21 protein-coding genes are annotated in these 26720 nt (G+C 60.0%); 9 read left to right on the top strand and 12 right to left on the bottom strand.

Going from position 1 to position 26720, the window contains the following annotated elements; translation table 11 throughout:
• Positions 1-8 precede the first annotated feature (8 nt).
• Together proB and NO877_RS09295 are read left to right on the top strand one after the other, a co-directional pair.
• On the top strand, positions 9-872 hold the full coding sequence (gene proB, locus NO877_RS09290; RefSeq protein WP_256396059.1) for a glutamate 5-kinase: 864 nt from the start codon (positions 9-11) through the stop codon (positions 870-872).
• The gene (locus tag NO877_RS09295) at positions 865-2208 is read left to right on the top strand and encodes a glutamate-5-semialdehyde dehydrogenase (protein ID WP_256396060.1); all 1344 of its coding nucleotides are present in this window, start codon (positions 865-867) and stop codon (positions 2206-2208) included. Before proB ends, NO877_RS09295 begins: the two co-directional genes overlap by 8 nt.
• Before the next feature lie 436 nt (positions 2209-2644).
• On the opposite strand, the gene NO877_RS09300 is transcribed toward NO877_RS09295, so the two are convergent.
• Complete coding sequence (locus tag NO877_RS09300; RefSeq protein ID WP_256396061.1) at positions 2645-4006, bottom strand: cytochrome P450; 1362 nt, start codon at positions 4004-4006, stop codon at positions 2645-2647.
• A gap of 88 nt (positions 4007-4094) precedes the next feature.
• Between NO877_RS09300 and NO877_RS09305 the strand changes: the two genes are divergently transcribed.
• Together NO877_RS09305 and NO877_RS09310 are read left to right on the top strand one after the other, a co-directional pair.
• Entirely contained in the window at positions 4095-4535 is a 441-nt protein-coding gene (locus NO877_RS09305) for a universal stress protein (RefSeq protein WP_256396062.1), read from the top strand.
• 81 nt (positions 4536-4616) lie between these two features.
• Positions 4617-6278, top strand: a complete 1662-nt coding sequence (locus NO877_RS09310; RefSeq protein ID WP_256396063.1) for a tRNA uridine(34) 5-carboxymethylaminomethyl modification radical SAM/GNAT enzyme Elp3 — start codon at positions 4617-4619, stop codon at positions 6276-6278.
• 24 nt (positions 6279-6302) lie between these two features.
• Here the strand turns inward: NO877_RS09310 and NO877_RS09315 are convergent, their stop codons facing one another.
• Together NO877_RS09315 and NO877_RS09320 are read right to left on the bottom strand one after the other, a co-directional pair.
• Complete coding sequence (locus NO877_RS09315) at positions 6303-7079, bottom strand: class I SAM-dependent methyltransferase (protein WP_256396064.1); 777 nt, start codon at positions 7077-7079, stop codon at positions 6303-6305.
• Between the two features lie 37 nt (positions 7080-7116).
• Positions 7117-7818 carry a hypothetical protein gene (locus tag NO877_RS09320; RefSeq protein ID WP_256396065.1) on the bottom strand — a complete coding sequence of 234 codons (702 nt, stop codon included), beginning with the start codon at positions 7816-7818 and terminating at the stop codon, positions 7117-7119.
• A gap of 110 nt (positions 7819-7928) precedes the next feature.
• Here NO877_RS09320 and NO877_RS09325 point away from each other — a divergent pair, with 110 nt between their 5' ends.
• Positions 7929-8708, top strand: coding sequence for an SDR family oxidoreductase (locus NO877_RS09325; RefSeq protein WP_256396066.1), 780 nt, complete (start codon positions 7929-7931; stop codon positions 8706-8708).
• A gap of 39 nt (positions 8709-8747) precedes the next feature.
• On the top strand, positions 8748-9578 hold the full coding sequence (locus tag NO877_RS09330) for a lipoate--protein ligase family protein (protein WP_256396067.1): 831 nt from the start codon (positions 8748-8750) through the stop codon (positions 9576-9578).
• Between the two features lie 164 nt (positions 9579-9742).
• Here NO877_RS09330 and NO877_RS09335 read toward each other — a convergent pair whose 3' ends face one another.
• Positions 9743-11155, bottom strand: a complete 1413-nt coding sequence (locus NO877_RS09335; protein WP_256396068.1) for an FAD-binding oxidoreductase — start codon at positions 11153-11155, stop codon at positions 9743-9745.
• A 211-nt stretch (positions 11156-11366) separates the two neighbouring features.
• Between NO877_RS09335 and NO877_RS09340 the strand changes: the two genes are divergently transcribed.
• Positions 11367-12236, top strand: a complete 870-nt coding sequence (locus NO877_RS09340; protein ID WP_256396069.1) for a deoxyribonuclease IV — start codon at positions 11367-11369, stop codon at positions 12234-12236.
• A gap of 5 nt (positions 12237-12241) precedes the next feature.
• Positions 12242-13045 carry a class I SAM-dependent methyltransferase gene (locus NO877_RS09345; protein ID WP_256396070.1) on the top strand — a complete coding sequence of 268 codons (804 nt, stop codon included), beginning with the start codon at positions 12242-12244 and terminating at the stop codon, positions 13043-13045.
• Here the strand turns inward: NO877_RS09345 and NO877_RS09350 are convergent.
• Complete coding sequence (locus NO877_RS09350; RefSeq protein ID WP_256396071.1) at positions 13037-13552, bottom strand: CNNM domain-containing protein; 516 nt, start codon at positions 13550-13552, stop codon at positions 13037-13039. The two genes, NO877_RS09345 and NO877_RS09350, sit on opposite strands and share 9 nt — an antisense overlap.
• Before the next feature lie 142 nt (positions 13553-13694).
• Between NO877_RS09350 and NO877_RS09355 the strand changes: the two genes are divergently transcribed.
• Complete coding sequence (locus NO877_RS09355; protein ID WP_256396072.1) at positions 13695-14090, top strand: hypothetical protein; 396 nt, start codon at positions 13695-13697, stop codon at positions 14088-14090.
• Positions 14091-14127: 37 nt separating this feature from the next.
• Here NO877_RS09355 and NO877_RS09360 read toward each other — a convergent pair whose 3' ends face one another.
• From NO877_RS09360 to NO877_RS09390, 7 genes are all read right to left on the bottom strand, one after another.
• On the bottom strand, positions 14128-14955 hold the full coding sequence (locus tag NO877_RS09360; RefSeq protein WP_256396073.1) for a phosphosulfolactate synthase: 828 nt from the start codon (positions 14953-14955) through the stop codon (positions 14128-14130).
• 53 nt (positions 14956-15008) lie between these two features.
• The gene (locus NO877_RS09365; RefSeq protein WP_256396074.1) at positions 15009-16403 is read right to left on the bottom strand and encodes an MmgE/PrpD family protein; all 1395 of its coding nucleotides are present in this window, start codon (positions 16401-16403) and stop codon (positions 15009-15011) included.
• A gap of 105 nt (positions 16404-16508) precedes the next feature.
• A complete protein-coding gene (locus tag NO877_RS09370) occupies positions 16509-17171 on the bottom strand; it encodes a DUF7095 family protein (RefSeq protein ID WP_256396075.1) in 663 nt (220 codons plus the stop codon).
• Between the two features lie 2333 nt (positions 17172-19504).
• Complete coding sequence (locus tag NO877_RS09375; RefSeq protein ID WP_256396076.1) at positions 19505-22366, bottom strand: CRISPR-associated endonuclease Cas3''; 2862 nt, start codon at positions 22364-22366, stop codon at positions 19505-19507.
• A gap of 14 nt (positions 22367-22380) precedes the next feature.
• Positions 22381-23319, bottom strand: a complete 939-nt coding sequence (gene cas5b, locus NO877_RS09380; protein WP_256396077.1) for a type I-B CRISPR-associated protein Cas5b — start codon at positions 23317-23319, stop codon at positions 22381-22383.
• Between the two features lie 16 nt (positions 23320-23335).
• Positions 23336-24451: a type I-B CRISPR-associated protein Cas7/Csh2 gene (cas7b, locus tag NO877_RS09385; RefSeq protein ID WP_256396078.1), complete on the bottom strand. Its 1116-nt coding sequence runs from the start codon at positions 24449-24451 to the stop codon at positions 23336-23338.
• Positions 24452-24473: 22 nt separating this feature from the next.
• A complete protein-coding gene (locus NO877_RS09390; protein ID WP_256396079.1) occupies positions 24474-26720 on the bottom strand; it encodes a TM1802 family CRISPR-associated protein in 2247 nt (748 codons plus the stop codon).

The raw sequence follows: 26720 nt of genomic DNA on the forward strand, positions 1-26720 counted from the left end.
GTCGACCAATGAGTGAAACAGTCGACGACGAGGCGGCCGACGAGCACGCAGTCGACCGCGAGACGGTCGATCGGACCCGCGAGCAGGCAGCCGACGCCGACCGGGTCATCGTCAAAGCCGGGACCAACTCGCTGACCGACGCCGAGTCGAACCTCGACGACGAGAAGCTCGACAAACTGGTCGACGATCTGGTCGACCTCCTGGACCGCGGCAAAGAGATCATCCTCGTCTCCTCGGGGGCCGTCGGTGCCGGAAAAGGTCGCGTGGGGAACGGCGAGGAGACCCTCGAAGAGCTCCAGGCGCTGTCGACGGTGGGCCAATCGCACCTCATGCGACGCTACACCGAGAGCTTCGAGCGCCACGGCTACACGGTCGCCCAGATCCTGCTCACCCAGGACGACCTGGAGAACCCCGACCGTTTTACCAACTTCCACAACACCATCGAGACCCTCCTGGAGTGGGGTGTCGTGCCCATCATCAACGAAAACGACGCGATCGGCACCGAAGAGCTGCGGATCGGCGACAACGACATGATCTCGGCATCCATCGCGGTGGGTGTCGGTGTCGACCTGCTTGTCACGCTCACCGACGTTGGTGGGGTCTACACGGGGAATCCGAAGGAGGACGACAGCGCAGCGCTGATCGATGCGGTCGGCGAGAACTACGGCTACGTCCAGGGGCTCGTCGACGAGAGCGCAGGCGAGGAGTTCGGCGGTATTCAAACCAAGGTCTCGGGGGCCCGGACGGTGAGCGAACACGGGATTCCCGCGGTGATCGCCAAGTCGACCGAGCCCGAGGTCTTGGAACAGATCGCCACGCAAAAAGCCGTAGGAACCATATTCGTTCCCATCAACGGTGGACACAATGAGTGAACCTACAACCGAAGAGAAGGTAGCGGAGGCCGAGCGGGCCGCACTGCAGCTCGCGCAGTGTTCGGAAGCCGAACGGAACGCAGCCCTCGAATCGATCGCCGACGCGATCGAGGCCCACAGCGACGAGATCCTCACAGCGAACGAGGAAGACGTCGAGGAGGCCGAGGAACTGCTTGAAAAGGGCGAATACACCCAGGCGCTCGTCGACCGGCTCGCCTTATCCCACTCGAAGCTCGAATCGATCGCCGAGATGGTCCGCAGCGTCGCCGGACAGGACGACCCCCTCGGGAAGACCCTCGAAGCTCGGCGGCTCGACGAGGACCTCGAACTCTACAAGCAGTCGGTGCCGATCGGCGTCATCGGGACGGTCTTCGAGTCCCGGCCCGACGCGCTGGTCCAGATCGCCGCGCTCAGCCTCAAATCCGGCAACGCGGTCATCCTCAAGGGCGGCAGCGAGGCCAGCGAGTCGAACCGCGTCCTCTACGAGATCATCGAGGAAGCCACCAGCGACCTGCCAACGGGATGGGCCCAACTGATCGAAGCCCGGGCCGACGTGAATGCGCTGTTGGAGATGGACGACTCGGTCGACCTCCTCATGCCGCGTGGGAGTTCCGAGTTCGTGAGCTACATCCAGGACAACACCTCGATTCCCGTCTTGGGTCACACCGAGGGCGTCTGTCACGTCTACATCGACGAAGACGCCGACCTCTCGATGGCCGCCGAGGTCGCCCACGATGCGAAGGTCCAGTACCCAGCGGCCTGCAACGCCGCCGAAACCCTCCTGATCCACGAGTCGGTCGCCGCCAATTTCCTGCCGGAGATCGTAGACCGGTACGAAGAGTCGGGCGTCGAGATGCGCGGCGACGCCCGCGTACGCGACATCGTCGACGTGGACGCCGCCACTGACACCGACTGGTCGACCGAGTACGGCGATCTCGAAATCTCGCTGAAGATCGTCGATTCGATGCCCGAGGCAGTCGACCACATCAACGAGCACGGCTCGAAACACACCGACTCGATTATTACCCAAGATGGCGACACCGCGAGCGTCTTCATGCAGGGGATCGACTCGGCGAGCGTCTTCCACAACGCCTCGACCCGCTTTTCGGACGGCTACCGCTACGGCCTCGGCGCGGAGGTCGGCATCTCGACGGGCAAAACCCACGCCCGCGGCCCGGTCGGCCTCGGCGGGCTGACGACCTACCAGTACTTCATCGAGGGCGACGGCCAGATCGTCGCCAGCTACTCCGGTGCCAACCCGCGGGCGTTCGTCCACGAGGAGTTCGACGGCGAGTGGACGCCCGGTCGGCTCAGCGGATCGCGGATCGAGCAGTAAGTACCACCGACTCCGCTGTCGGGTCAAGCAACTCTCGGGCGAGACCATTTATCCGTTCGATGCCAACGGGGCCCATGCTACGACTGCGGTTTTTCGTCTGTCAGCAGTGTGAAACCGTGTTTGCCGATCCTGAAAGGCCACCACCGTGTTCCTGTGGCACCGACGTACCGATGAGAGAGATCACCGGCGACGTCCAGACTGAACCGTACTTTACCGAGTTACGTGATGTCGACACGTGACCAGAGAGTGAACGAACCCGACGGAGGGGTCGCTATCACTCGGTGGTGACGAATGCGGACGACGGTTTCACAGTGTCCGATACCCGGCGAACGCCGTCGATCTGTCTCCCGGCGTAGAGCGAACAGAAGAACACACAAAGATGGAACGCCATGTACGGAACCCTCTCTGCTGGCGGGACGCAATGGCCTGTTATCCGCTATTCTACTGGCCGGATCGTCGCTGCGATGCCCCCACCGGGCCGCAGCGTCGGCGTCGCTCGGAGATCGTCGAGCGCCCCGTCTTCGACGTCGACATCGAAGCGCTGGACGATCGCCGCCAGCGCCAACCGCGCGCCCGTGATCGAGAACTGTCGGCCGATACAGGCGTGGGGGCCGCTACTAAAGGGGAAGTAGGCCTCCACGGACTGCGGTGACCGATCTTCCCATCGGTCGGGATCGAACGTCGCTGGATTCTCGAAATAGCGCCGGTCGCGGTGGATCGACCACTGGGGCATGATGATCGCCGCCCCCTCCGGAACCCGGTACTCGCCGAGCCGCACGTCCGCCGAGGCCTGCCGGAAGACGGCCCAGGCGGCGGGGTACAGCCGGAGGGCCTCCTGGAACACCCGACCCGTGTATTCGAGCTCCGAAACGTGCTCGTAGCTCGGCGTCTCGTCGCCGATGACTGCATTGGCCTCCTCGCGGACGCGCTGTCGAATCTCGGGATGCTGCGACAACAGACACTGCGTGTAGGTCAACGACAGCGCGGTGGTCTCGTGACCGGCGATCAGGAACGTCGCCACCTCGTCGCGGATCTGGTTCGGCGGATACTCCACGTCGGGGTCGTCCTCGGCCAGCAGTAGCATCGTCAGCATATCTTTCGGCCGCTCGTCGGCATCCGGATCGCGGGCCGGGAGGTCCTCGCGGCGGCGCTCGATGAGTTCTTCGGCGAGGCCCAAAATCCCCTCGGCAGCCTCCTCGAACTCGGGATCGGTTCGGGTCGGGACCCACTCGGGGGTGACCGCATCGAGGCCAAACTCGAACTCGTCGCCAGCGACCCGCATCCAGGAGTGGAACTGTTCGGCCCGCTCGCGGCCGATGTCCTCGCCGAGCAGAATCTCGCTTGCGACCCGGACGGTCAGCGCAGTCATCTCGCCGTGGAGGTTCCGGGAGATCGAGTCGCCCTCGGTGATGGCGGTCGACCATTCCTCTACCAGCGTCGAGACGCGTCGGCCGACCGTGTTGGCGTAGGCACGGACCTGCGGGCCCATGAACGCCGGGCCCATGATACCGCGCTGTTGTTCCCAGAGGTCGCCCTCGCTTTGGACGAGGCCCTGAGTGGCGATCAGCGCCGCCGGACCGCTGGCCGGAACGCGGCTGAACTCCGCGGGACGGGACAGCGCGTCATGAACGAGCTCGGGGTTCGTCACGACCACCAGCGGCGCGCGACCGGGAATGGGCACCGCCGCGACGTCGTCGAACCGTGCTTGCATCGCCTCGATAAACCGGAAGGTGTCGTCACCGAACCGGAGTGCGTTTATGAGCCCTGACTCCGGTGGATTCGGCAGCTCGCGTCCCATACACCCTAGAAGGGACGGCGGGGCTTGTAGGTTCGGCCCTGACTGTCCGGGGGATGGAATTAAGCGGCGGGCCGACCAGTATTAAATCATGTACGATACGATCCTCGTGCCGACCGACGGCAGCGACACCGTAGAACAGACGCTCCCCCACGCGATCCGGCTCGCTGCCGACACCGGTGCGACGATTCAGGCCCTCTACGTTGTCGACACACGGGCGATCCACGCCGCCGACGCCGACGAGCGCGAGGCCGTCGAGACCGACCTCGAAGCGGCGGGCCAGCAAGCCGTGGAAACGATCGCCGACCGGGCCGCTGCGGAAGGAATCGAGTTCGAAACCGCAGTCAGACGCGGCACCCCCGACAAGGAGATCGTCCGCCACGCCGAGGAATCGGACAGCGATGTCATCGTCATCGGCACCGACGGAAAGACACCGCGCGAAAAGCTGCAAGCCCTCGGCAGCGTCTCCGAGCGGGTCGTCGACAGCGCGCCGATCCCGGTGTTCGTCATCAAGGGCAAAGACGTCGCCTGATGGACCACAGCAGTGAACGACACGCTTAACCGCGAAACGGCGTGAAAGGAGAGTAATGAGTACCGCCCCGGAGGTGTCGGCGTGAGCTCCGAGACCGCCAGCGAAGCCGATCCGTTCCGGCAGGCCTGCGAGGCACTCGTCGACCGGATCATCGACGGCGAGATCGACCGCGAGGACCTCGAATCGGCCAAGCTCGAGGTCTGTTCGGAGTACTCCGCGCCCAAGGTGCCGAAAAACACCGAGCTCCTGGAGTTCGCCCCACAGGAACACCGCGAAGACGTCAAAGCAGTCGTCAAGCGCAAGCCGGTCAGGACCGCCTCGGGCGTCTCGCCGGTCGCCATTATGACCTCGCCGCATATGTGCCCCCACGGGAAGTGTCTCTACTGTCCCGGCGGGCCTGCCAGCGAGTTCGACTCCTCCCAGAGCTACACGGGCCACGAGCCCGCTGCCGCCCGCGGCGTCCAGAACGACTACGACCCCTACGGTCAGGTCACCCTCCGGCTCCACCAGCTCCGGACGATCGGCCACCCGGTCGACAAAGTCGAGTTGATCCTGATGGGCGGCACCATGACCGCCCGGAGCCACGACTACCAGGAGTGGTTCGTCAAGCGCGCCCTCCAGGCGATGAACGACTACGACCTCGACAGCGACCCCGAGGCCGCCGAGGGCGTCAGCTTTGCCGAAGACCCCGACGACTACGAGTTCGCGTATCTCGAAGACGTGATCGCCGAAAACGAAACCAACGAGATCAGGAATATCGGCACCACCTTCGAGACGAAGCCGGACTGGTGTGACCCCGAGCAGATCGACCGAATGCTCGACCTCGGTGGCACCAAAGTCGAGGTCGGCGTCCAGACCACCTACGAGCGAATCAATCGGGAAATGCACCGCGGCCACGGCTCCCAGGCGTCGATCGATGCCAACCGTCGGCTGCGGGATTCGGGGTTCAAAGTCGGCTTCCACATGATGCCCGGCCAGCCCGGCATGACCAAGGAGATGTGTCTGGAGGATTTCCGCCAGCTCTTCTCGAACTCGGACTACAAACCCGACTACCTGAAGATCTACCCCACGCTCGTCGTTCGGGACACCCTGACCTACGATATGTGGCGGCGCGACGAGTACGAACCGCTGAACAACGAGGAGGCCGCCGAGGTTATCAGCGAGATCATGGGGATGATCCCGAAGTACACCCGCCTCCAGCGCGTCCAGCGTGACATCCCCGCGGACTTCATCGACGCCGGGGTCTGGAAGTCGAACCTCCGACAGCTCGCCGCCCAGCGGGCCGAGGAGAAAGGAATTGAAATCCGGGACATCCGCGCCCGCGAGGTCGGGATGAACGAGGCCGACCCCAATCCCGAGGATATCGAACTCGACATCATGACCTACGAGGTCTGCGGCGGCACCGAGCATTTCATCAGCTTCGAAGATCCCGTCCAGGACCTGCTGATCGGGTTCTGTCGACTCCGCTTCCCGAACGATCCGGTCCGACGGGAACTCCAGGACGCGGCCATCGTCCGCGAACTCCACGTCTACGGCAGCGAGGCGGGCATCGGCAAGGAGGCAGGCGACCGCGACTGGCAGCACCGCGGCTACGGCCGGAAACTGCTCGCACAGGCCGAGGAACTCGCCGTCGACGCAGGATTCGACAAACTAAGCGTGATCTCAGGAATTGGCGTCCGGCAGTACTACCGCGAGAAACTGGGCTACACTCAGGACGGCCCCTACGTCAGCAAGTGGCTGTAGGCCGTAGGTAGTCGCTACCGGTCGTTAGTTGTCTTTTACTACGGCCACGATGCGGAGCCGACGGTAGTCGGCGATCCAGGACCCATCAGCGAAATAGTCGCCGCGAAGCCGGTCTTCGACACCGTCGATGACCGCCTGCTGGTCGGCCGCCGAAAGCCCCGCCAGCAGGCTGTCGCCGAACCCCTCCATCCACGTGGCGAGACCGTCTTCACCGTCGAGTTCGGTCGGCCGGTCGAACAGCCTTGCGTACCGGACTTCGAACCCGTGGGCTTCGAGCCAGCTGGCGTACTCGCCAACAGTTGGAAAGTACCACGGCATCGGCGTCTCGTAGCCACGGGCGGCCAGTTCGGCGTGGGTCGCCGAAACGATAGCCGCGATGTTGCCACTGCCGCCGAGTTCGGCGACGAACCGACCGCCCGGTCGAAGGGCGTCGACAACTGAATCGAGTACAGCATCCTGATCTTCGATCCAGTGGAGCGCGGCGTTCGAAAAGACGGCGTCGAACGGCTCGTCGACCGTAAAATCGCGGGCATCAGCATGGACGAACTCACAGTTAGGGTAGCTGTCGCGGGCGGCCGCAACCATCTCGGCGGACTGGTCGAGCCCGACTGCGGTTGCGCCCGCCTCGGCGATTTGCTGTGTGAGGTGACCCGTCCCACAGCCGAGGTCCAGGATTCGCTCGCCCGCTTGGGGGTCCAGGAGACCGACGACGTCCGCGCCGTACTCGTAGACGAACGAATGAGCGTCGTCATAGGTCGACGTGTTCCACTGGTTCCGAGCCTCGTCCGGTGGCTGACTCATCGTCTACACTCACTGTGTCCGACAGTTATAAACACAGCTACCCGCCGAGGGCAGCGAGCAGCCCACGGAGTTGGGTCGACCCGTGTTCTCGCAGCGCACGCAGGAATCGACGGCGTGCGCCAGCCAGCGCGTCGTCGAGGGCGGCCGCGGCATCGGTGAATACGCCCTGGCCGTAGCCGACGAGCACGCGGTCGGGATCGAACCGATCGAAAAGCGACCGTGGTGGGAACAGCCGGACGACACCGTAGCAGGCGAGTCGCTCGTCACCGACCGTATAAAAGGGGGCCGTACCGAGAGCATCCGGCACGTAGAGCGTCCCATCTCCCTTTCGGTAGGCGACCGCCTCGTCGTAGCCCGGGAGGGGACTGACTCTCGACAGCTCGAACCCCGACGCCCCGAGCGTCGCCTCACACCGCTCGACCGTCGAGGAGAACCGACCCTCCAGACGCGTCAGCCACGTCGGGACGTGGATCGACACGTCGTGTCGGCGGGCGATGGCGTCGGCGTCCCGCGCGTGGTAGTTCGAGCAGATCGCCACCCCCTCAAGCTCGCCGTAGTCGGCGATCAACTCGTCGAGTCCTGAAACGTCGAGGGGGTCGAACAGCCAGACGCCATCCGATCCGGCGAGCAGGTGGCTCGCTCGCCTGCCTGTCTCGTCGGGATGGGCGATCCACTCAGCACCCTCGTCCCACCGGTCGATCTGTGGGTCGGTGGGTCGACTGCGATCGTACATCACCATACAGTCCTCTCAAAGTGATTCATCAAAAACACTCATGGCTCGACGGGAGCCAACGGCTAACCATACGTATTAATCGGGCAAATAAAGCCAGTTGCTGCTAACAACGGCGTATGGAAAACCTACTCCAGGACGAAACGGCAGTGGTTACGGGCGGCGCAAGCGGGTTCGGCCGGGAGATCGCGCTGACGTTCGCCGACCACGGCGCAGATGTGATCGTCGCCGACATCCGAGAAGACCCCCGCGAGGGCGGCGAGCCGACACACGAACGCATCGCAAGCGAGACCGATCGCAGCGCGCACTACGTCGAGTGTGACGTGACAAACCCGGGCGATCTGGAGGTGGCCGTCGACGCGGCCGACGAGCTCGGCGGGATCGACATCATGGTCAACAACGCGGGGATCACCAACGAGACGGACTTCCTGGAGGTCACTGAGGAAGAGTACAACCAACTCATGTCGATCAACGTCAAGGGCGTCTTCTTCGGCTGCCAAGCGGCAGGCAAAAAGATGCTCGACAACGGCGGCGGGAAGATCGTCAATATGTCGAGTGCGGCGGCCTACCGCGCGATGGCCGAACTCTCGACCTACAGCGCCTCGAAAGCCGCCGTCCGGACGCTGACCTACGCGGTGGCCGACCGCCTTGGCGGCAACGACATCCGCGTCAACTCGATCAATCCAGGATTCAGCAACACACAGATGCTGGAAAACTCGGAGTTGGGCAGCGGGATCAAGGGGCGGATCGACGCGAAGCTGCTGAAGCAGACGATCCCGGCTGGGCGGTTCGGCGAGGCCGAGGAGGTCGCCAACGTCGCGCTCTTCCTCGCCAGCGACATGAGTTCCTACGTCAACGGCGAGTCGATTCTGGTCGACGGCGGGATGATCCATACGTAGGGCGCAACCGCTATTGGTCGCGGGCAGTACCCATTCAGTATGTCCGATTCAGTCGACCACGGACCCACCGGGGAGTGGCGGCTCATCCGCCAGCAAGCCCGTTCCGGCCCGATGCAGATGGCCCTCGACGAGATTGCCGCCGAAACCGCCGCCGCGGGCGGCCCGCGAACCGTTCGGGTCTATCAGTGGGAGCCCGGCTGTCTGTCACTCGGCTATCACCAAGATCCCGAGACGGTCGACTGGGCAGCCTGCGAGGCAGCTGGCATCGACGTGACCCGCCGACAGACCGGCGGCGGCGGCATCTACCACGACACTTTCGGCGACATCTCCTACTCGATCACTGCACCGGCCGCGGAGTTTCCGAGCGATCTACTAGAGGCGTATCACCAGCTCTGTGAGCCGGTCCTCGACGCCTTCGAGCGGATGGGCGTCGACGCCTCCTTTGTCGAGACGGAGGCCGACGAACTCTACACTCCTGCGTGCTATCTGCGGGCACTGCACCCGGCCCACGACATCGTTGCCGGAGGCCAAAAGATCAGCGGGAATGCCCAATACCGTCGAAAGGACGCGGTGATTCAGCACGGATCACTGACGTACACGGTGCTAGCTGAGCGGCATTTGTCGACCTTCGTCGACCCGCCGACCGATGCAGAAGCGTTTCGGGAGCGAGTGACGGGGATCGACGAACAGGCCGATTGCAGTCGCAGCGAGGCAGTCGCAGCCCTCGAATCCGCGCTCGCCGAGTGGTCGGGAGCCAGCGAGGGATCGTGGACCGACGACGAACTCCACCGGGCCGAGGAGCGCGTCGCGGAGAAGTACGGGGCCGACGAGTGGGTGCGGCGTGTGCCGGGCGGGCGGGCGGTCGACTGACGGGCGGTTACTGGTCGTCCCCGGGGAGGGATCGACCGCATTCTGGACACTCCGTCTCGGTGATCGTCACCTGGAGATCACAGTCTGGACAGTACCGGCGGTAGCAGGCTGGGTCGCCCATACAGGCAATCGAGTGCGGACCGTCTTAGCCATCACGCCGGGGGCTAGCTGTCCGCCTCAGTACGTGGTGCGATGTTTTGGTTCACGCGGAAGAGGTTCTCGGGGTCGTATTTCGTCTTGATTTCGACCAGCCGGTCGTAGTTGTCGCCGAACAGCAGCCGAGCCGGGTCCTCGTCGAATCCGGGAAAGTTGCCGTACCGGCCGCCAGTGACCGACAGCTTCTCGAAGGCTGCGAACCCCTCGCGGGCCCACTCGATGTTCGCCTCGTCGTCTTCGGGATCCTCCCAGTTGGCCTCGAAGGTGAGCATAAACGGTTTGTCGCGGTGCCAGAAGGCAGTGGCGTCCTGTGGCACCTCGGCGACCGCGCCGCCGAGCCACCAGATGTCGACCGTCGAAAGCGCCGACGGCGCGACCTCGTTGCACCGGAGCATGAGGTCGATGACCTCGTCGGTGAAGTCCGTGAGATAGGTCGACTTCCAGTAGTAGCGGAGGCCGTCGGGGTAGTCCTCGTCGAGGAGTGTCTGCAGCGCCTCGAACTGAGTCGGCCCGCTGAAGTCCGCGATGGGGTCGACGCCCTCGCTGAGCGACGCCATCATGGTCTCGGCCTCCTCGGGATCGGCCCTGATGCAGCCGAGGAAGGCGACTGCGGGCTCGTCCCACAACTCGGCGGGAAACTCGTCGAGTTCGGGGATGGTGGCAGCGAACGGCAGGATCGCGGCGGTTCGCGGTGCCGACTCGGTCCACTCACGGAAGTGACCCAGCAGTCTGGCGGCCTCCTCGCCGTGGTACCACGCGAACACCTGATAGATCTCGGGGCCGACGTCGTGGAGTTCGTACTCGAAGGCGGTGACCACGCCGAAGTTGCCACCACCGCCCCGGACCGCCCAGAAGAGGTCCTCGTGCTGCTGGTCGTTCGCCGTGCGAACCTCGCCGTCGGCGGTCACGATCTCGACTTCGAGGAGATTGTCGACCGAAAGCCCAAAGTCACGCGAGAGGTGGCCGTAGCCACCGTTGAGTGTCAGCCCGGCGATCCCCGTCTCCGAGACGGCACCGAGCGGCGCGGCGAGCCCGAATAGCTGGGTTTCGTGGTCGACATCGCCCAGTGTTGCCCCGGCCTGTGCGCGGACCGCCCGCGCCTCGCGGTCAACGAAGACGCCGTTCATCGCCGAGAGGTCGATCATGAGCCCACCGTCAGCGACGGCGTAGCCAGCAACGTTGTGGCCGCCGCCGTGAACCGCGATCTCCATCTCGAACTCGCGGGCAAAATTCACCGCGGCGACGACATCCGCGGTCCCAGTCGGCTGGACGATCAGCGCGGGCCGCCGGTCGATCATCCCGTTCCAGACCGAGCGGACGACGTCGTAGGCCTCGTCGTCCGGGAGGAGTACCCCACCCCGGAGTTCCGTTCGCAACGTCGGAAGCTGTGATTCCAGTGTGGAGAGTGTGCGAGTAGCCATCATTCTTCACTAACAGTAGCCATAGATCCGCACTGGCATAGAGATACAGTGACATATGCCGTCGAGATAGGGACGTGTTCTCGACGAGTGGACGCAGATACAGTCGACACGACAGCCGGAATCAAGGCCTGTTAGGCAGCAAATATTTATATACCAACAGATCGGTTCCGCCATCGAAGTCGCTTTGAGGGCCGTCGACCTACCATCGCGTATGAACGTCGGTGCACACGTTTCGATCTCGGGCTCGCGCGTCTCTTCGGACACCGCAACCCCGGAGTACAGCGATATTCGCAACGCAGTCGACCGCCAACTGGCCTTCGGCGGCAACTGCGGGCAGATCTTCACCACCTCGCCGCAGGTCTGGCAACAGCCCGAAATCAGCGACGAGGCCGCCGAGGGCTTCCGCGAACTCACTGCCGAAAAGCTGGAGGGGCCGTGGGTGATCCACTCGGCGTACCTCGTCAACCTCTGTACGCCGAAAGACGACCTCCGACAGAAATCTATCGACAGCATGCAGGCCGAACTCGACGCTGCCGACAAGCTGGGTATCCCGTTCGTCAACGTTCACCTGGGTGCCCACACCGGTGCGGGTGTCGAGGGGGGTCTCGACAACGCTGCCAGCGTCATCGATGAACTCGATGTGCCCGAGGACGTCCAGATCCTCATCGAGAGCGACGCCGGGAGCGGCACCAAACTCGGCGGCGAGTTCGAGCATCTCGCGGGCATCATCGACAGAACGGACGAAGGGATCGGCATCTGCATCGACACCGCCCACACGCTCGTGGCGGGCAACGATCTGACGACACCCGAAGCCGTCGACGAGACGGTCGAACGGTTCGACGATGTCGTGGGGCTCGAACACCTCGAATACATCCACCTCAACGACTCGAAACACGACGTCGGCACCCACAAGGACGAACACGCGCTGATCGGCGAGGGCTACATCGGCGAGGACGGCATCGCGGCGATCATCAACCATCCCGAACTCCGTGACCTGCCGTACGCACTCGAAACCCCGACCGAGGACGGCAAAGGCTTCGAGTGGAACATCGCCAAGGTCAAAGAACTCCGCGAGAACTAGTCGCCGTGCGCCGGTTTTCCGCCGAGTATCTCGAACGGACCCGCGAGGGGATGTGGGCCGACTCTCGGGGGGCACTCGTGGACCTCTCGCTGGACAGTCGGAGCCGCATCCTGGATGTCGGCTGTGGCACGGGGGAACTGACTCGGGTGCTGGCCGACGAATCGCCCGCCGAAGTCGTGGGCTGTGATGCCGATACTGACCTCCTCGCAGTCGCCAACGAACACGTCCCAGCTGTTGGTGGTGATGCTTTCTGCCTCCCCTTTGCCGACGACAGTTTCGACCTCGTGGTCTGTCAGGCCCTGCTGGTGAATCTCCCCGATCCAGCGGCTGCCCTCCGGGAGTTCGCCCGCGTCTCGTCGGATCTCGTCGCCGCGATCGAGCCGAACAACGCGGCGGTCAGCGTCGACTCGACTGTCGAGCGTGAAGTCGAACTCGACGCCCGCCTTCGGGAGGCATATCTCCGCGGCATCGAGACCGATGTCGCACTCGGCGACCGGCTCGAAACACTGTTCGAGGAGGCCGGAATCGACCGGCTGTCGACCCGCCAGTATACACACGAAAAGCGGACTGACCCACCCTACAGCGAGATCGACCTCGAAAGTGCGGCCCGGAAGGCCAGCGGAGCCGGACTCGTGGATCACGAACCCGAACTCAAAGCAGGGCTGGCAGACCGGGAGCCGACGTATGACGAACTCCGGCGGGCGTGGCGTGAGATGGGCCGGAGCGTCATCGAGGGGATGCAGCGGGGCGATTACGAACGTATCGAACGCGTCCCGTTCGATGTGATGGTTGGTCGAGTCTCAGTCTAGGTATGGCTTTTCGATCTCCGAGTCGGCGCTCAAAAGCGCGTTGAGCCGCCCCGTGATTGCCTCCAGGACGGAGATCAGTGGCGACAGTGCCCGTTCGACGAACTGGACGGGGCCGATAACTCGCAGCGACCACCGTTCGGCGTTGCCGAGCCCGAAGGCCTTGGGGACGATCTCGCCGAAAATCAAAATCACGAGACTGGTCACCAGTGTCGTCACGACGACCGCAGTTCCGGCGGGGACGTAGCTGATGACCAAGACCGTGATAATGCTCGAAATGGCGATGTTGACGATGTTGTTGCCGACCAGCAGCGTCACCAACAGTCGATGGGGGTTGGTGCGTAACTCCTGGAGGAGCCGTGCGTCGGCGTCGCCGGTGGCTGCCAGCTGATCGATCTGGTCGGCCGACAAGGAGAAAATAGCGATTTCGGAGCTCGAAAAGAAGGCACTCAACAGGAGCAAACCGAGCGTTGCACCGATTCCAGCCACTGTAACCGTCGAAGAGATCATACCGACAGTCCGTCCAGGGAACGGAAGAGGCTATTGACGTCGACAGAGAGATCGGGTGACGTGAGAATCGTCTCCGCACAGAGATCCGCGGCAGCACCCCGATCAGCGACCAGTTTAGGTTCACGCGGGGCCAACGGTAGCTATGGCACGAACACTCCTCGTTGGCCTCGGCATCGTCATGGCACTGTTTCCGGACCGCGTTACCAACTGGTATCAGCGGGTCGCCTTCGAGAACCCCGAGGCGGCCGTCGGCAACTCGTGGCTCGGCTCGGCAGTGCGGATCGAAGGGTTACTGATCGCCCTCTGTAGCCTCACTGGCGGCCGGGGCTACGCGTGGCTGCTGAATCTGATGGGACTCGCGGGTGGAGTCGCCGTCCTGTTCCCGAGGCAGTATCTCGACTGGGGAGCGAGGGTTTCCTACCAGAACCCAGAGGAGATAGAATGGACCGGCTGGTTCCCCACCGTCGCCCGCGGCCTCGGCGTCTGCTACGTCGTCGGGAGTCTGCGTGACTACCGGCGTCGACACAGCGCCGACTGATCGAACCGAATCACGACGGCCATCAAGCGAGTCGGCGTCACTCCTCCCGCGTGTAGGTCACCGTCCGGCCCCAACTGCTCTTTTTGCCCCACAGCCCCGAGCGCATACATTCGAGTTCGACGATCTGGGAGTTGTCGACGAACAGGTTCACGTTCGGCCCGAAGTTCTTGATGTACCACTCGAAGACCTCGGGGTCGGCAGCCTCGAAGACGCAGTTTTCGATCCCGACCTCGTTGGCGATCTCGAAGGCCACATCGGTCCGCCACTCTCTGACCTGCTCGGTGATCCCCTCGGATTCGACCATGATCTTGTAGGCTCCGGCGTCGAGATGCTGTTTGGCCTCCTGGATCGCGCTACCGGGGTCGATCTCGGGTTCGCTCTCCAGTTCTTCGACACTCGACGCGCCACCGGCACCGAACTGGACGTTGATCTCGGGTTTCGGTTTGAGGTCGTGGTCGGCGACGAGTTCGGTCAGCGCGACCATGTCGTCGGTCCCGGTCGCCAGAAACCCGCTGGAGACTTCAACGATGTCGAAGCCGAGTTCGCCGGCCTCGGCGACGTACTCCTCGACTTTGTCGTGGTCCCGGACGAGGACGTTCTCGATGAAGCCGCCGGTCGAGACCGAGACGTTGTACTCGTGGCAGATGTCGATCAGCTCTCGGACCGCCGACTCCGGCATCAGGGCGAAGGAGCCGCCCGAAAACTTGTAGATGTCGACATACTGGCCCATCGTCTCGAAGATGTCCCGGAGTTCGCGCGGGCCCATCGGATCGTAGTAGGGGCCGCGCATCTCGGTGATGCCGGTGTCGCGTGGCTTTTCCGGCCTGTGGTTCTGGTGGAGGAACTCGAAAGTGCGGTCGACCATGGCTGACCTGACGGCCGTACATCACTTAGCGGTAGTTCCCAGCTACGTTGCAGCTACATCGACGCCGGTGGGTCGAACAGTTCGGTGAGATCGGTCGCGTCGTACTGTTCGAGCGTCCGAATGGTGTCGACGAAGCCGTAGCGGTGGGTGTCGCCGTACCGCCCGCGGGCCATCTCGTGGAACTTCGCCTCGACATCCGCCCAGTCCATCGGATCAGTCGGGTGGCCACGGAACGAGCGCTTTTCGACGGTATAGGTCGTTTCGTCGCCGAGTTCGATCTCGATGCGAGCGGGCATCTCACCGGCCTCGAACCGCTCGGTGAACCCCCCGTCCGCTTCGACGGTGACTGTCCGAAGCAGTGTCTGGACGTCTTCGCTGTTGATGCGTTCGGGCTCGTACGCCTCGTTCGTGAGTTCGTGGTCGATGAGCGCGACCGCCAGCATATACGGCAGCGAGTGGTCGGCCTGGGCTTTCGTTTCGACCTCGTAGCGCGAGCCCTCGCCGCCGCCGATGATGAGCTTCGCACCCGCGAAGGTATCGAGGTGGATCGACGCTACCTCGCCGGGGTCGATCTCCTCGCGTTCGGCGAGTTCGATCACCCCTTCGACGGCCGACTGAGCGTAGGTTTCGGCGACGTACCGCTTGGTCATCACATCGAAGACCCGCTCACAGCCCGGATTGAGGTCGATCGAGAACTCGCCCGAGATTGTGTCCTTCCACCCCTTCTGTCCCTCGAAGAGATCGATTGGTCCCTCGACGCCGTTGCGTGCGAGCAAGCACGAATAGACGGCGTTGCGGGCAGCATTCGCACTCGCCAGTCCCTTCCACTCGTTGATGCCGCCGGTCCGGGTCACCCGCAGGGCGTTGTGGGCTGTGCCTGCGATCCCCAGTGCGTTCCGCAGTTCCCCATGGTCGAGGCCGAGGATTTTCCCCGCGCCCGCCGCCGCGGCGATGACGGTGTGGGTAACGTGGTCCCACCCCTTGTCCCGGACCGGTGCGTTCCACGCCAACTCGCCCTGTACTTCGTAGGCGACGCCCACCGCCTCGATGAGTTCGCGGCCCGAGGCGTCGACGACCTCGCCGCAGGCGACGACGCTCCCGATGGTGTCGCTCGGATGGGGCGTCTCGCCGGGTGCGAGAAACGAGTCCATGTAGTCGAGGTATCGCGTGAGGGCGGTGTTGTACATCGCCGCCCCATCGGGTGTGGCCCACATCGCCGCCCCATCGGGTGTGGCCCGCTCGTCGCGGCCCCAGAGTCGACACGGACCTTCGACTTCGAACTCCGTGACCGTCTCGCCGACTGCGTCGACCGGCGGCTTGCCCATCGCGCCGATAGCGATTCCAGCCGAATCGAGGACGCGTTTCTTGAGTTCCTCGATCGTCTCGTCGGAAAACTCGTCGTACGAAACGCTCTCGATGAAACTCGCCAGTTCCGCGGTGGTGGTCATACAGCAATAGCCACGACCAGCCCCAAAGCTATGCTGTGTTCGCCTGTTTGTTATAGCAATATTCAGTTTATCGACTGGTATCGGACGATAACTGGTAACCAGTAGTTAAATAACGTCGCCGCGGACGGTCGCGCCGGTCTGTTCGGTTCGGTAGCGGCTCACGCGTTCTGCGGCCGCCTCGGCCGTCTCACTGTCGACGCCCATCTGTTCGAGCGCCCCCGAGAGCGTCGGAAACGGCAGCTCGCCTCCGCGGAGCTTGCCGAGGAGGTCGTCATCCCACTGGCCGTCGACCCACAGGCAGACGCCGCGGGGATCGAGAATTTGTTCATAGGACTCCCGAGCGAGCGCGCCGCGAAGCCGCTGGGTGACGTTCTCGTCGAAACTCGCATTACAGACTTCGAGGTGGATCGGCTCGTTGCCGCCCAGTAGGTGGGCGGCCAGACATTTCTCGGGGGCAGCGTGGCCGTTGTCGTTGGCCCGGACGTACTCCGGGAACTGTTCGGCCCACTCGGCGGAGACGCTTTGGCCGATACCCTTGACCCCGTGTTTCTCGTGGTAGGCCTCAGCCGTCTCGCTGTCGCCGCGGAGCCGGATGTCCTTTTTCAGATAGATGTCGAGCCGTTCGATCGGGTCGAGGCCGAGGGCCACGTCGCCGTAGACCCAGATTTCCCGTACTGGGACGGGCATGGGGTCGGCATCGACCGTCTCGATGAGCTGCTCGACGCGGTCGAGGGCGCTGTCCCTGTCGAGTCGTTCGGAGTCTGCCATTGGCCGATTCACGCACGCCGCAGAGAAACGGGTTTCGACCCAGTAGAGAACTATTTTGCAGTCCAGGAACCGTCAGACCACGACGCGATCGGCGATATAAATTACATACTGCGATACCAAATACCAGAGTGGGCGAACGTCAGAAGTTCGGCAGATGGATTTCTACTAACCATAAGATATGTGATAGATAGGCGACAATCATACATTACGTGTTTGAAAGCTCTGCGGGGGTACATCCAGATCCACACGTCTCAGTACTCCTCGGGATCGACATCGCATTGTTTCAAGCTCACTACGGGTACATCCAGATCGCTACACCCACCAGTTCGCCAGCACAGTCTTGCCGCCATTTCAAGCCCACTAAGGTACATCCAGACCTCCATAGACCCGGTTCGTGTAGTCTTCATCAATGTTGTTTCAAACCGACAACGGGTACATCCGATCCTATCCAGATTATGCCGGGTATGGTGTCCTCTCCGTCGTTTCAAACCTACAATAGGTACATCCAGACCGTGCGCATATGGCAGTGGTGAACCTCGTGATCGCGTTTCAAGCCTTCAAGAGTACATCCAGATCCCGCCGTAGTGCGGGCATCCCTCGCAGACATCGGGGTTTCAAGCCGACAACGGGTACATCCAGATCCGACCTCACCAACAAGCGGATTCACTCGCCGCCGTTTCAAGCCCATTATGGGTACATTCAGATCCGGCCGCATTACCATTGTATCGTCGTTACCGATTGGATGTTTCAAGCCCACTTTAGGTACATCCAGTACCAGCGGGCAGCGAACGACGTGGCACGGCTGTCTCGCGTTTCAAGCCCGTAAGGGTACATCCAGACCTCGGATGCTTCAATTGAGCCGATCGCTGGCTGTGCGTTTCAAGCCGACGATGGGTACATCCAGTACCGTGTCTTTATTCGTTGAGTAGATAACGTAGCGATTGTTTCAAACCCACAACGAGTACATCCTGACCTGTCCCCCGGACACGCATATCGCCCCATGTGTACCGGTTTCAAGCCCGTAAGGGTACATCCAGACCAAGCCTCCTTGATGCGTGAATCGCGTCCACGCGGCGTTTCAAGCCTTCAGTAGGTACATCCAGAACCCGTCGCAGGCCGACAAGCGATTAGGCTTCTATACGTTTCAAGCCCACAATGGGTACATCCAGACCGATCAACGTCGCCGACTGGTCCGATCAATGGCTCGTTTCAAGCCTACAACGGGTACATCCAGATAGCATCTTCTCATAGTCGAACGCACCCATGTTATGCTGGTTTCAAGCCCGCAACAGGTACATCCCAACTGACGACGAGCGCGATTGCGCCCATGATCAAGACCATGTTTTAAACCCACTAAGGGTACATCCAGTCCGATGACAACGAATACGGTCGGTAGGTGCGTATTTCAAGCCCATTATGGGTACATCCAAACCGACTGCGTGGACGATTGAACACAACGATTTCTGGATATTTCAAACCCAGAAGGTACATCCAGACCGATCCCGACCGTCTCCGTTCTCGGCTACATCGTCATGTTTCAAGCCGACAACGGGTACATCCAGTCTCTTCTCAAGTGCGGCGCGGATCACGGCGGGGTAGTTTCAAGCCCACTAAGGGTACATCCAGATCACTGTACCCACCAGTTCACCAGCACAGTCTTACCGCCGTTTCAAGCCCACAACCGGTACATCCTGAAAGACCAGAAGACCAACTCTGTCTGTTTCGGGAGTGCGTTTCAAGCCCGTAAGGGTACATCCAAGCCTCGTTCTCCGGCTCACCGAGTTCCTTGATTGCGCCATTTCAAACCCAATAAAGGTACAATCCAGTGCCCGACCGTAATTGTGGACTCGCCCGCACTCGTCGCAGTTTCAAACCCTCCGAGGTACATCCAGAACCGAAGGCATCCACATCGCGGCGGCCAACAAACCGATGTTTCAAGCCTACAACGGGTACATCCAGAACGCTTACCCCCCAACCCGACCGGAGGAGCCGCACCCGGTTTCAAGCCCACTACGGGTACATCCAGACCACTGAAAGACATCGCTCCGTCGGTCCTCGGCAACACGTTTCAAGCCTACCACTGGTACATCCAGAACGACGACGGCACTATCTACCGCGATCCAGCGGGCTGGTTTCAAGCCAACAACAGGTACATCCAGACCCAGCAAGGCCACTAAGACCTCTCTCGCTCTCTGCACGTTTCAAGCCGACAGTGGGTACATCCAGACCTACCCGAAATCAGGTAGTTACACTATTCTCTTGCCTGTTCACACTAAGTTGTTTCCGTCGACTATCAATCACTCCAAAACCCACCGAGGGTCGACTGAAACAGACTACAGAAGCCGGTGTGTTATAGACTTAGATTCGTCATTTGACAGCCCTTTCCAACCATATAACCCCGTATTCTCAGCTGCCTCTTGGTCAAGTAGATAGAGATCGTCATCCAGTTGATGTGCGACCTGCGTAATTGGATTCTCATCTCGATTACGCGGTACGTCACAACCAATATGCCGCAGACACTCTCGAAGCGAGAGCTTGTGAGACGTGTGGTTGATCTGATCTGCTCTCCGATAGGCTTCTAAGAGCTTGTCTTCAGTTGATGACTGTGACACATAGACGGTGATTTCTGGACGGTCGTCGTCTATCAGTGACGTTTGACTCATCGCCGTACCGTCGACAGAGTCCATATCCGGCGTCTGGTGTGGGATCTCGGTTGCGATCTCCTCGCGGTAATCATCGTAACCCCCCAAGAAATCTTGTTGTGAGATGTGTCTGCGATCAGTCCTGATGTGCTGTGTGAGGGACTGAACCGTCTTATTGAGTTCATTAATCCCACTTTGGTTATAGACGTACTCAGCGGGGATACGGTTCATATTCGCAGGATCTTGGGCGTCCAGCTGCCATACTGTGACCTTACCGTTCCCGATACCGTACTCGTAGTCACGGTTACATCGCCCTGCGGCTTGGACGAGGCTATCGTAGGGGGCAATATCGCGGTATAGACTCTCGAAGCTAATGTCGACGCCTGCTTCAATTAGTTGGGTCGTGAGCGCAACGATTGTCGGTAGATCGTCCCGATCGGCCTCAGAACGCGGATACTGTTCGAGCAAGTCCGAAAGCCCATCGAGTATCCGTGAACGGTCACACGGTCTGTTGCGGGTCGTAAGCGGGACTACGAGAACGTCGGCATCGGTCGAAAGCAATGACTCAACAAGATCCTCTGGTGTCGGGAGTTGGTTGTAGACTGTATCCCTATCAAAGTCACTCGGAGAGTCTAGATTCTCTGGGAGCGGTGGTTCTGCGTCTGTTATCAGATCACGATAGACTGTATGGATATTGGCGTACTCAATTTCGGTGTCAACATCGAGGTCGGCTATCAGTGATTCAGCAACGGCTCTCGCATTTGAGACGGTATTATGGATCGACAAGATACTATCCCGGCCGCTGCCGATCTCGTCTCGAAGGCGTTGGGCGGCGGTTGTTGGTGGAATCGGATCGTCGGCTGTCACTGACTGGTCGACGGTGACAGTGACGTTTTCGGGAAGCGTGACTGACGGTGCTAATTCAGCATCTTCGGGTGTTTCAGAGGTTGGGGTTGGATACTCAAGCGGGGGATGGGTCGCACTCATCAAGATGACTGTTGCATCGAATACCGTGTAGAGAGTGTCAATCAGTTGTTCGACCCGGCTCCACCATGTCGGCGGTGTAGTCTGTGGTTCGTCGATGATGATGGTACTATTGTAGAACTGCGGGAGTTTCGTCGCCTGAGATTTTGATGGACCGTATAGCGATTCCCACAGCTGGACAGTCGTACTAAGTGTAATATCGCTGTGCCACGACTGGTAGGCCATTTCCGTCACATCGTCTGAGTCTGTATCAACATCCTCTTCATCGCCATCTGAGGTATTGTCTGCAAGATAGTGGTCGACACCGATTGAAACGTCTGTCTGCAAGGCGTTGGTGTCGGTATTAAACTCACTCGCTGGGTCGAATAGCGTCTGATACACATCTTCTGTCTGTTCGATGATCGACGTGTACGGCAAAATGTGGATCAGTGGGCCACTCTGCTCGCTTGCAGCATTGAGCTTGAGAGCGGCCTGTGTCACGGTGAGTGTCTTTCCGGCTCCGGTCGGGAGAGTGACCCGATAGACCCCGGATTGTGTCGGGTTCTCTTCTCCTGATTCTTCTGTGTCCGGTGTCGTGTCGGTCACGAACGCATCGAGTTGGTAGTCCTCGCCTGAGTTTGTCGGTGGCTCTCCTCGTGCTTCCGTAGAGTGTTCCCGACTCTCACCAGTGAGTGATTCGACCCGTTTGAGCGTTTCTTGACGGGTTTCCTCGCGTTTCTGATTCAGTAGTTCTTCTGGTGTCTCTGCATTCGTCGGTGGCGAGAGTTCTGTATCGACGTAGGTGTCGATGACAGCTGGATCTGGTAGATTATGGCTGGGTGGCGAGAGGCCAGCGGAAGCAGGAGTATCAGCCCCTTTCAACCCGCCCCATAGTTCAAGCAGATCGTGGTACACATCCACCGATTTGTAATTTGATTTGAGCGAGACGCCCGTCAGACCGGATATGTCGTCGGCGATACCTTCTCGTAACCCGTCCTCAACGATGTCGATGAACCGTTGCCATGAGATTTCAGGCGGAGTATCTGGGTCGGCCAGTAGCCCATCATTTTGGGATAAATGCTCAAGCAGCTGCGTAGCGATCTCCCGGCTCTGAGTGTGTTGATGGATGTTATCAACTTGATGTTGAACCGTCTCCCACCGCGTTGTGTCGACGAACCGGTCAAACGAATAACTCTCAAGATCGGGCAGCGTCCCGTGGTGTCGGGCCACAGCTATCGACGCCGGGAAGGCAACCCGAACGGGATACCCTAGCTCTCGGAGAACCCACCATGTCGTGACACCACCGATGAAGCTATGATCTGCAACCCGCCCCGGCGGTCGGTCGATCGATGGAACAGTAGTGTTAGCGTGGTCTTCTTGCCACCACGTCGTGATTTTTCCAATATCGTGACACCACGCCATGACGTACAAAACTGGTCGTGTTGGCGTTCCATCAGCGAGTGTCGTATCCGGCGGTGTGTTTGCCAGACAGTGATTCCCGACAGCAGCTAGATGATCGAGGACCGGTTCGTGTGTCCCCGACGCTATCGGGTGGTCGGTATGTGCAAAGTAGATCGGATCGTTTGTCATGCGGCTCTCCTCACTTATTTGAAGATGACCGTCTGCTCATCGACGGTGGCCGCATAGTCGGTGTCGACTGGAAGAGAGCCTGCATCCTCGCGGTACTGGTATGCAGTATAGGCCGTCGTTCGGCGTGTTTTGAACCCATCGTCGACCTGTTCCATCTCTGCTGGTGTCTGTTCGGTCGTGAGTTGTGTATTCGCCTGCATCTGCACGGTTCCGGCAGATGACGGTACAGCAGAATCGACTTCGACAGCTCCATCTCCGTCGACTGGCGTAGGTGAGAACTCACCGTGATACTCAATCGACGCAAGACACTCTGACAGGCCGAGTGTTGGTGTATAGTGGCTTTCTCCTGTCTCAAGAAGCTGTTTCAATTCGTTGTAGTAATCCTCCGAGCTTAACCAGATGTTGATCCGATACCGAACGTCTCGAAGCATCGTGTGGGCAACCCGTTGATGCACCTTCCCCTCGTCAATCTCCGAGGGATGCTTTTCGTATTCAAGTGTCAACCCACCCCCTGAAACAGATTTCATCTGATCGGGGTCGGTGTTCCGGTGTTTGATCGGCATACTGATGTCTCGAAGCGGATTCTCAACACTCACACTGAGGGCCGAGTGGGTAAGGTCGAACAACTGGTAGTAGCTGTTGACCTCTAAGCCGAGCATCGCCGCGATCATCCCGTTCAGTGTCGTTCGGGGTGGCAAACCGTAGGTGAGCCGCGTCGACGAGGTTTCGATCTTACGGAAGTGTGCGAACGGTGCTGTCACAGTGAACGATAGACACTTCTCGGGTATCTCGTGAACCGACGCTAACTCCTCGCCGGTCGGCTCATAGTTGGGTGTCGTGTATTCTCCGGATTCATCATCGCGGTTGGTACTCTTCGTCGGTCGGTCGATTTCTGTCTTCTCTTCACTACTCCCTGACGCAAAATCAGAGAGCGTCGTATTCTTTTCCGACATAGGCTATCTCCGGTCGCTACTCATACAGCGAGATTCGATCCACGTCCACACCGAGTTCAGATTCGATGTAGTCGGGGAGAGTTTGATCCAGCACGTTAGAATCTTCTTCTAACGTGAGGCGGGTGTCCTGTAGGATGTGAACTGTCTGGATTCGTTCGGCGGCTTCTTCCAGTGTCTCCATCAACCCAGAGATGTCGACAGTCACGTCGTGGATGCTGGTGAGGGCGTCGACGTCGTCGCTGTTCTCTCCGAGATCGAGAGTGCGATCTAGGTTGCCCATGTGGAAGCCTTCGTCGTACTCGACACGGAGGTAGAGGCGGGGGTGCTGGCCGCGTTTGCTCCGGCTGTTGGCTTGATTCTTGACGCCCTTCCAGAACAGTTCATCCAACCACTCGACATCTGATTGCCGGAGTCGAGTGTCGTCTGCGTTGTGTTCGTTGATGACCGCACTGAACCCGTAGAGGCCGTACACGATTCGATGATCGTCCAACTGGAACCCGCCTTGTTCGTTCCCTCTGTCTTCATTGGCCTCATCACCACTGTCGTCGTTCTGGTTTGTGCTAATAACCGACGTGAGTGAGTTGTACCCGCTGTTTTCCCGAACACGGTGGTATGTCCGACCGGGTGAGATTTGAACCGGACCTTTTAGATGGGCCGGAAGGTGGTTGTCAATCTGTTTGGCGATTGCCTGCGCCTCGTCGTTCTCGTCGATCGAGAATGAGAACGTCGCTCCGAAAAACCGAACATCGACGGCTGTATCGAGGAAATCGTCGAAGAATCCCTCGCCAATATCTTCGGGGCTGTCGACATCTGCGATTGTCTCGGCTAGCTCTGATCGGGTTTTTCGGTTCCCTGCTTCGGTGCGAACATCTGCGATATACACACCCTGATCGTCGCCACACTCAACGGCCATCTGATCGCGGAGATAGCGTTTGAGCCGAACGTCAGTGATGATTCCCTGTCCTGTTGATGGGTCTTGTCGTGGCTTGTTACTCGGACTGAGTGGGTCGCCGTTCGGGTTCGCATCTTGAGCATCCATCAAGAACAGAATCTCCGATCGGTTCTCGACGGAAGTGAATGCGTTGTTGTCTGCCTCTGTGCCTTCGCTGTCGGTTGGGTCTTGAGTTGACATTGGTAGTCTCTCCTGTGAGTGATTACGTGTGTGTCTGCGCTCCAAACGCCATGCCGAGTGCGACGTGGTACTGAATATCCGACGACGATAGCTCCCACTCACTGACCGGCATGGTGGTGAGGTCTTCGGTCAGCTGGCTTGTCTGAGTCTCGTACTTCCAGATGTTGTCCCCGTTTTCAGCGGTCGCATACGTGTTGATGAGATCGAGTACGTCTGTGACGTATTCCTCGACGTTGTGTTTTGTAATCGTCGACGGGCTGAGTCGGGAATTGAGTGGTTTGGTTCCCTTCGACGATTGATACGCCGAAACGGTCGTAATGAGTGACCCTAGTGTGAATACTGCTCGCCGTGACGGGCTTTCAGCTAACACCGGTTGTTCGGTTATCATCCGCTCGTAGGCTTCTTTTTCTGCTATCGCTCGTTGCTTGGCTGTAACGTCTGTACTCCCGTCTTCGTCTTGATCGGCACTATCGTCTGCGTCTGTCATAGGATCTGTGTCGGTGAGATCGGTGTCACTACGATTCTTCTGGGCTGGGATACAGTACGGTTCGTCAGTGTCCGGCGTCTCTGGAAGGTCTACATCGAGTAATCCAGACCGGCCGAGCGTGACTAACTGTGCAAACTGCTGGATGATCTGAAGGGTTGGAACACGTCGACCATCATCCGCTGTTGGGTCGTATCTATCCTCAAGATGCGGAATATAGGCGTCCAACAGTTGACTCAACGAAATCGGCTTCTGTTGAAGTAACTGCTTGTAGAACGCATATCCCGGCTCGTTCTGGTCGACATCGTCCTCATCGGTCGTCGTGACTGTCGTATTGATGAACCAATACGGCGTCGTGATCTGGGCGAGGAAATCTGTTTCAGGGGTGGCAAAGTCCCATGTGTACGTCTCGAACAAGCCTGTCTCCGACAGATCACGGGCGACTCCTGTAGCCTCCTGTGCAATGTCGACCGTCGCAAGCATACTCCCGCCTTTGACCTCTGCAATCGCCCGGTTGCGGTCACTCTGGTAGTTGACGATAGCGACTGTCCAGAACCGAAGCGATTTGACGATTGATTCGGGGACGTGATCTGAATCGACTTCTTCCTGAATCAGTCGGTAGAACTGTTCGATTGGGGTGTGCGTGACACCTTCATCATCCTCGTCCGGGTCGGAACGGGTGTACGTCTCCCACAGTAGCTCGTAGAGATACCGCATCTTCTGTGGGGTCTGTTCACCCCCAAAGTACGGGAGGTGGTAGAGACTCAACCCAGCTGACTGTTTGCAGGCATCAAGGAACGGCGTTGATTTGCCGATCACAGCCGACGTTTCTGCTGTGAATGGGTGGGTCGCGGCCGAAAGGTCACGATTCAAATGGGGCATCCACGCCCGCTTCTTGCCTGTATAGAGCGATAGCGGGGCCGCCCCCTGACCGAACACTTGCTGTTCAGCACCACTCTGGACGTATCCGACAGCCGTCCCTGACGCATCACAGTCGTTCTTTGTTCGCCACTTCCCCTTTCGTTGGGCCTTCATCGCCTCCAATAGGACATCCATGTCTGCCGGATACAGCCACCTATCATCGTCGGGATCGGCCGGAGGTGATAGTTCATCCGCAGACACAGACTCAGATGACTCATAGAACCGTATCGACACAAGCCGAGTTACATCCTTACTGTCGTCTACAGTGAGTTTGGTTTCGATCTCATCTCTCAATTCGTCCATCTCCTCCGATTCGTGGAGCGACTTGATTTGCTCGATGATCCAGCCATCTTCGTGATCGTCGATCACTGGCTGAATGAGGTCTTGGGTCGGCCACCCATCAATAATATCACTGAACTTATTTTCAGAGATGTAACTGAAATCCTTGTATGTGGACTTATCAGGATCTATACCGCCTTCTTTCGATGTCTTCTGCGTGATGCTGTGGTCGACACCATTGCTGGCTTCGTACTCGGAAAACGCACACCGGTCGATATGCTCTTTTGTGCCGGTAACGACCGAAGTTCCGATGGGTGTGACTGACCGCTGTTCTCGATTCAGTTGCACATCAAGGTAGATGATTGCCTGCTCCTCACCGATGATAGAGTTGACTTCCATCGGCGTTAAGAACTGCTGGTACTCCTCGGAAGCGGCATACGGAGTTGGTTCCTGCCCCAACTCAAGCATCTTCCCGTAGATGTACTGAAGGTCTGTCAACGATCCCGGCTCGCGGCCACCGGGGAAAATCACACCCTCAAACTCGGTGTCAGGAATGTCACCCTCGGGACGATAGGCACTACTCAT

This window comes from Halohasta litorea, assembly GCF_024494645.1.
Lineage (GTDB): Archaea > Halobacteriota > Halobacteria > Halobacteriales > Haloferacaceae > Halohasta > Halohasta litorea.

What these genes read in the sequence shown, in the direction of transcription:
- proB (WP_256396059.1), top strand. Translation starts at nt 9, where the DNA reads ATGAGTGAAACAGTCGACGACGAGGCGGCCGACGAGCACGCAGTCGAC.
- NO877_RS09295 (WP_256396060.1), top strand. Translation starts at nt 865, where the DNA reads ATGAGTGAACCTACAACCGAAGAGAAGGTAGCGGAGGCCGAGCGGGCC.
- NO877_RS09300 (WP_256396061.1), bottom strand. Translation starts at nt 4,006, where the DNA reads ATGGGACGCGAGCTGCCGAATCCACCGGAGTCAGGGCTCATAAACGCA.
- NO877_RS09305 (WP_256396062.1), top strand. Translation starts at nt 4,095, where the DNA reads ATGTACGATACGATCCTCGTGCCGACCGACGGCAGCGACACCGTAGAA.
- NO877_RS09315 (WP_256396064.1), bottom strand. Translation starts at nt 7,079, where the DNA reads ATGAGTCAGCCACCGGACGAGGCTCGGAACCAGTGGAACACGTCGACC.
- NO877_RS09320 (WP_256396065.1), bottom strand. Translation starts at nt 7,818, where the DNA reads ATGGTGATGTACGATCGCAGTCGACCCACCGACCCACAGATCGACCGG.
- NO877_RS09325 (WP_256396066.1), top strand. Translation starts at nt 7,929, where the DNA reads ATGGAAAACCTACTCCAGGACGAAACGGCAGTGGTTACGGGCGGCGCA.
- NO877_RS09330 (WP_256396067.1), top strand. Translation starts at nt 8,748, where the DNA reads ATGTCCGATTCAGTCGACCACGGACCCACCGGGGAGTGGCGGCTCATC.
- NO877_RS09335 (WP_256396068.1), bottom strand. Translation starts at nt 11,155, where the DNA reads ATGGCTACTCGCACACTCTCCACACTGGAATCACAGCTTCCGACGTTG.
- NO877_RS09340 (WP_256396069.1), top strand. Translation starts at nt 11,367, where the DNA reads ATGAACGTCGGTGCACACGTTTCGATCTCGGGCTCGCGCGTCTCTTCG.
- NO877_RS09350 (WP_256396071.1), bottom strand. Translation starts at nt 13,552, where the DNA reads ATGATCTCTTCGACGGTTACAGTGGCTGGAATCGGTGCAACGCTCGGT.
- NO877_RS09355 (WP_256396072.1), top strand. Translation starts at nt 13,695, where the DNA reads ATGGCACGAACACTCCTCGTTGGCCTCGGCATCGTCATGGCACTGTTT.
- NO877_RS09360 (WP_256396073.1), bottom strand. Translation starts at nt 14,955, where the DNA reads ATGGTCGACCGCACTTTCGAGTTCCTCCACCAGAACCACAGGCCGGAA.
- NO877_RS09365 (WP_256396074.1), bottom strand. Translation starts at nt 16,403, where the DNA reads ATGACCACCACCGCGGAACTGGCGAGTTTCATCGAGAGCGTTTCGTAC.
- NO877_RS09370 (WP_256396075.1), bottom strand. Translation starts at nt 17,171, where the DNA reads ATGGCAGACTCCGAACGACTCGACAGGGACAGCGCCCTCGACCGCGTC.
- NO877_RS09375 (WP_256396076.1), bottom strand. Translation starts at nt 22,366, where the DNA reads ATGACAAACGATCCGATCTACTTTGCACATACCGACCACCCGATAGCG.
- cas5b (WP_256396077.1), bottom strand. Translation starts at nt 23,319, where the DNA reads ATGTCGGAAAAGAATACGACGCTCTCTGATTTTGCGTCAGGGAGTAGT.
- cas7b (WP_256396078.1), bottom strand. Translation starts at nt 24,451, where the DNA reads ATGTCAACTCAAGACCCAACCGACAGCGAAGGCACAGAGGCAGACAAC.
- NO877_RS09390 (WP_256396079.1), bottom strand. Translation starts at nt 26,720, where the DNA reads ATGAGTAGTGCCTATCGTCCCGAGGGTGACATTCCTGACACCGAGTTT.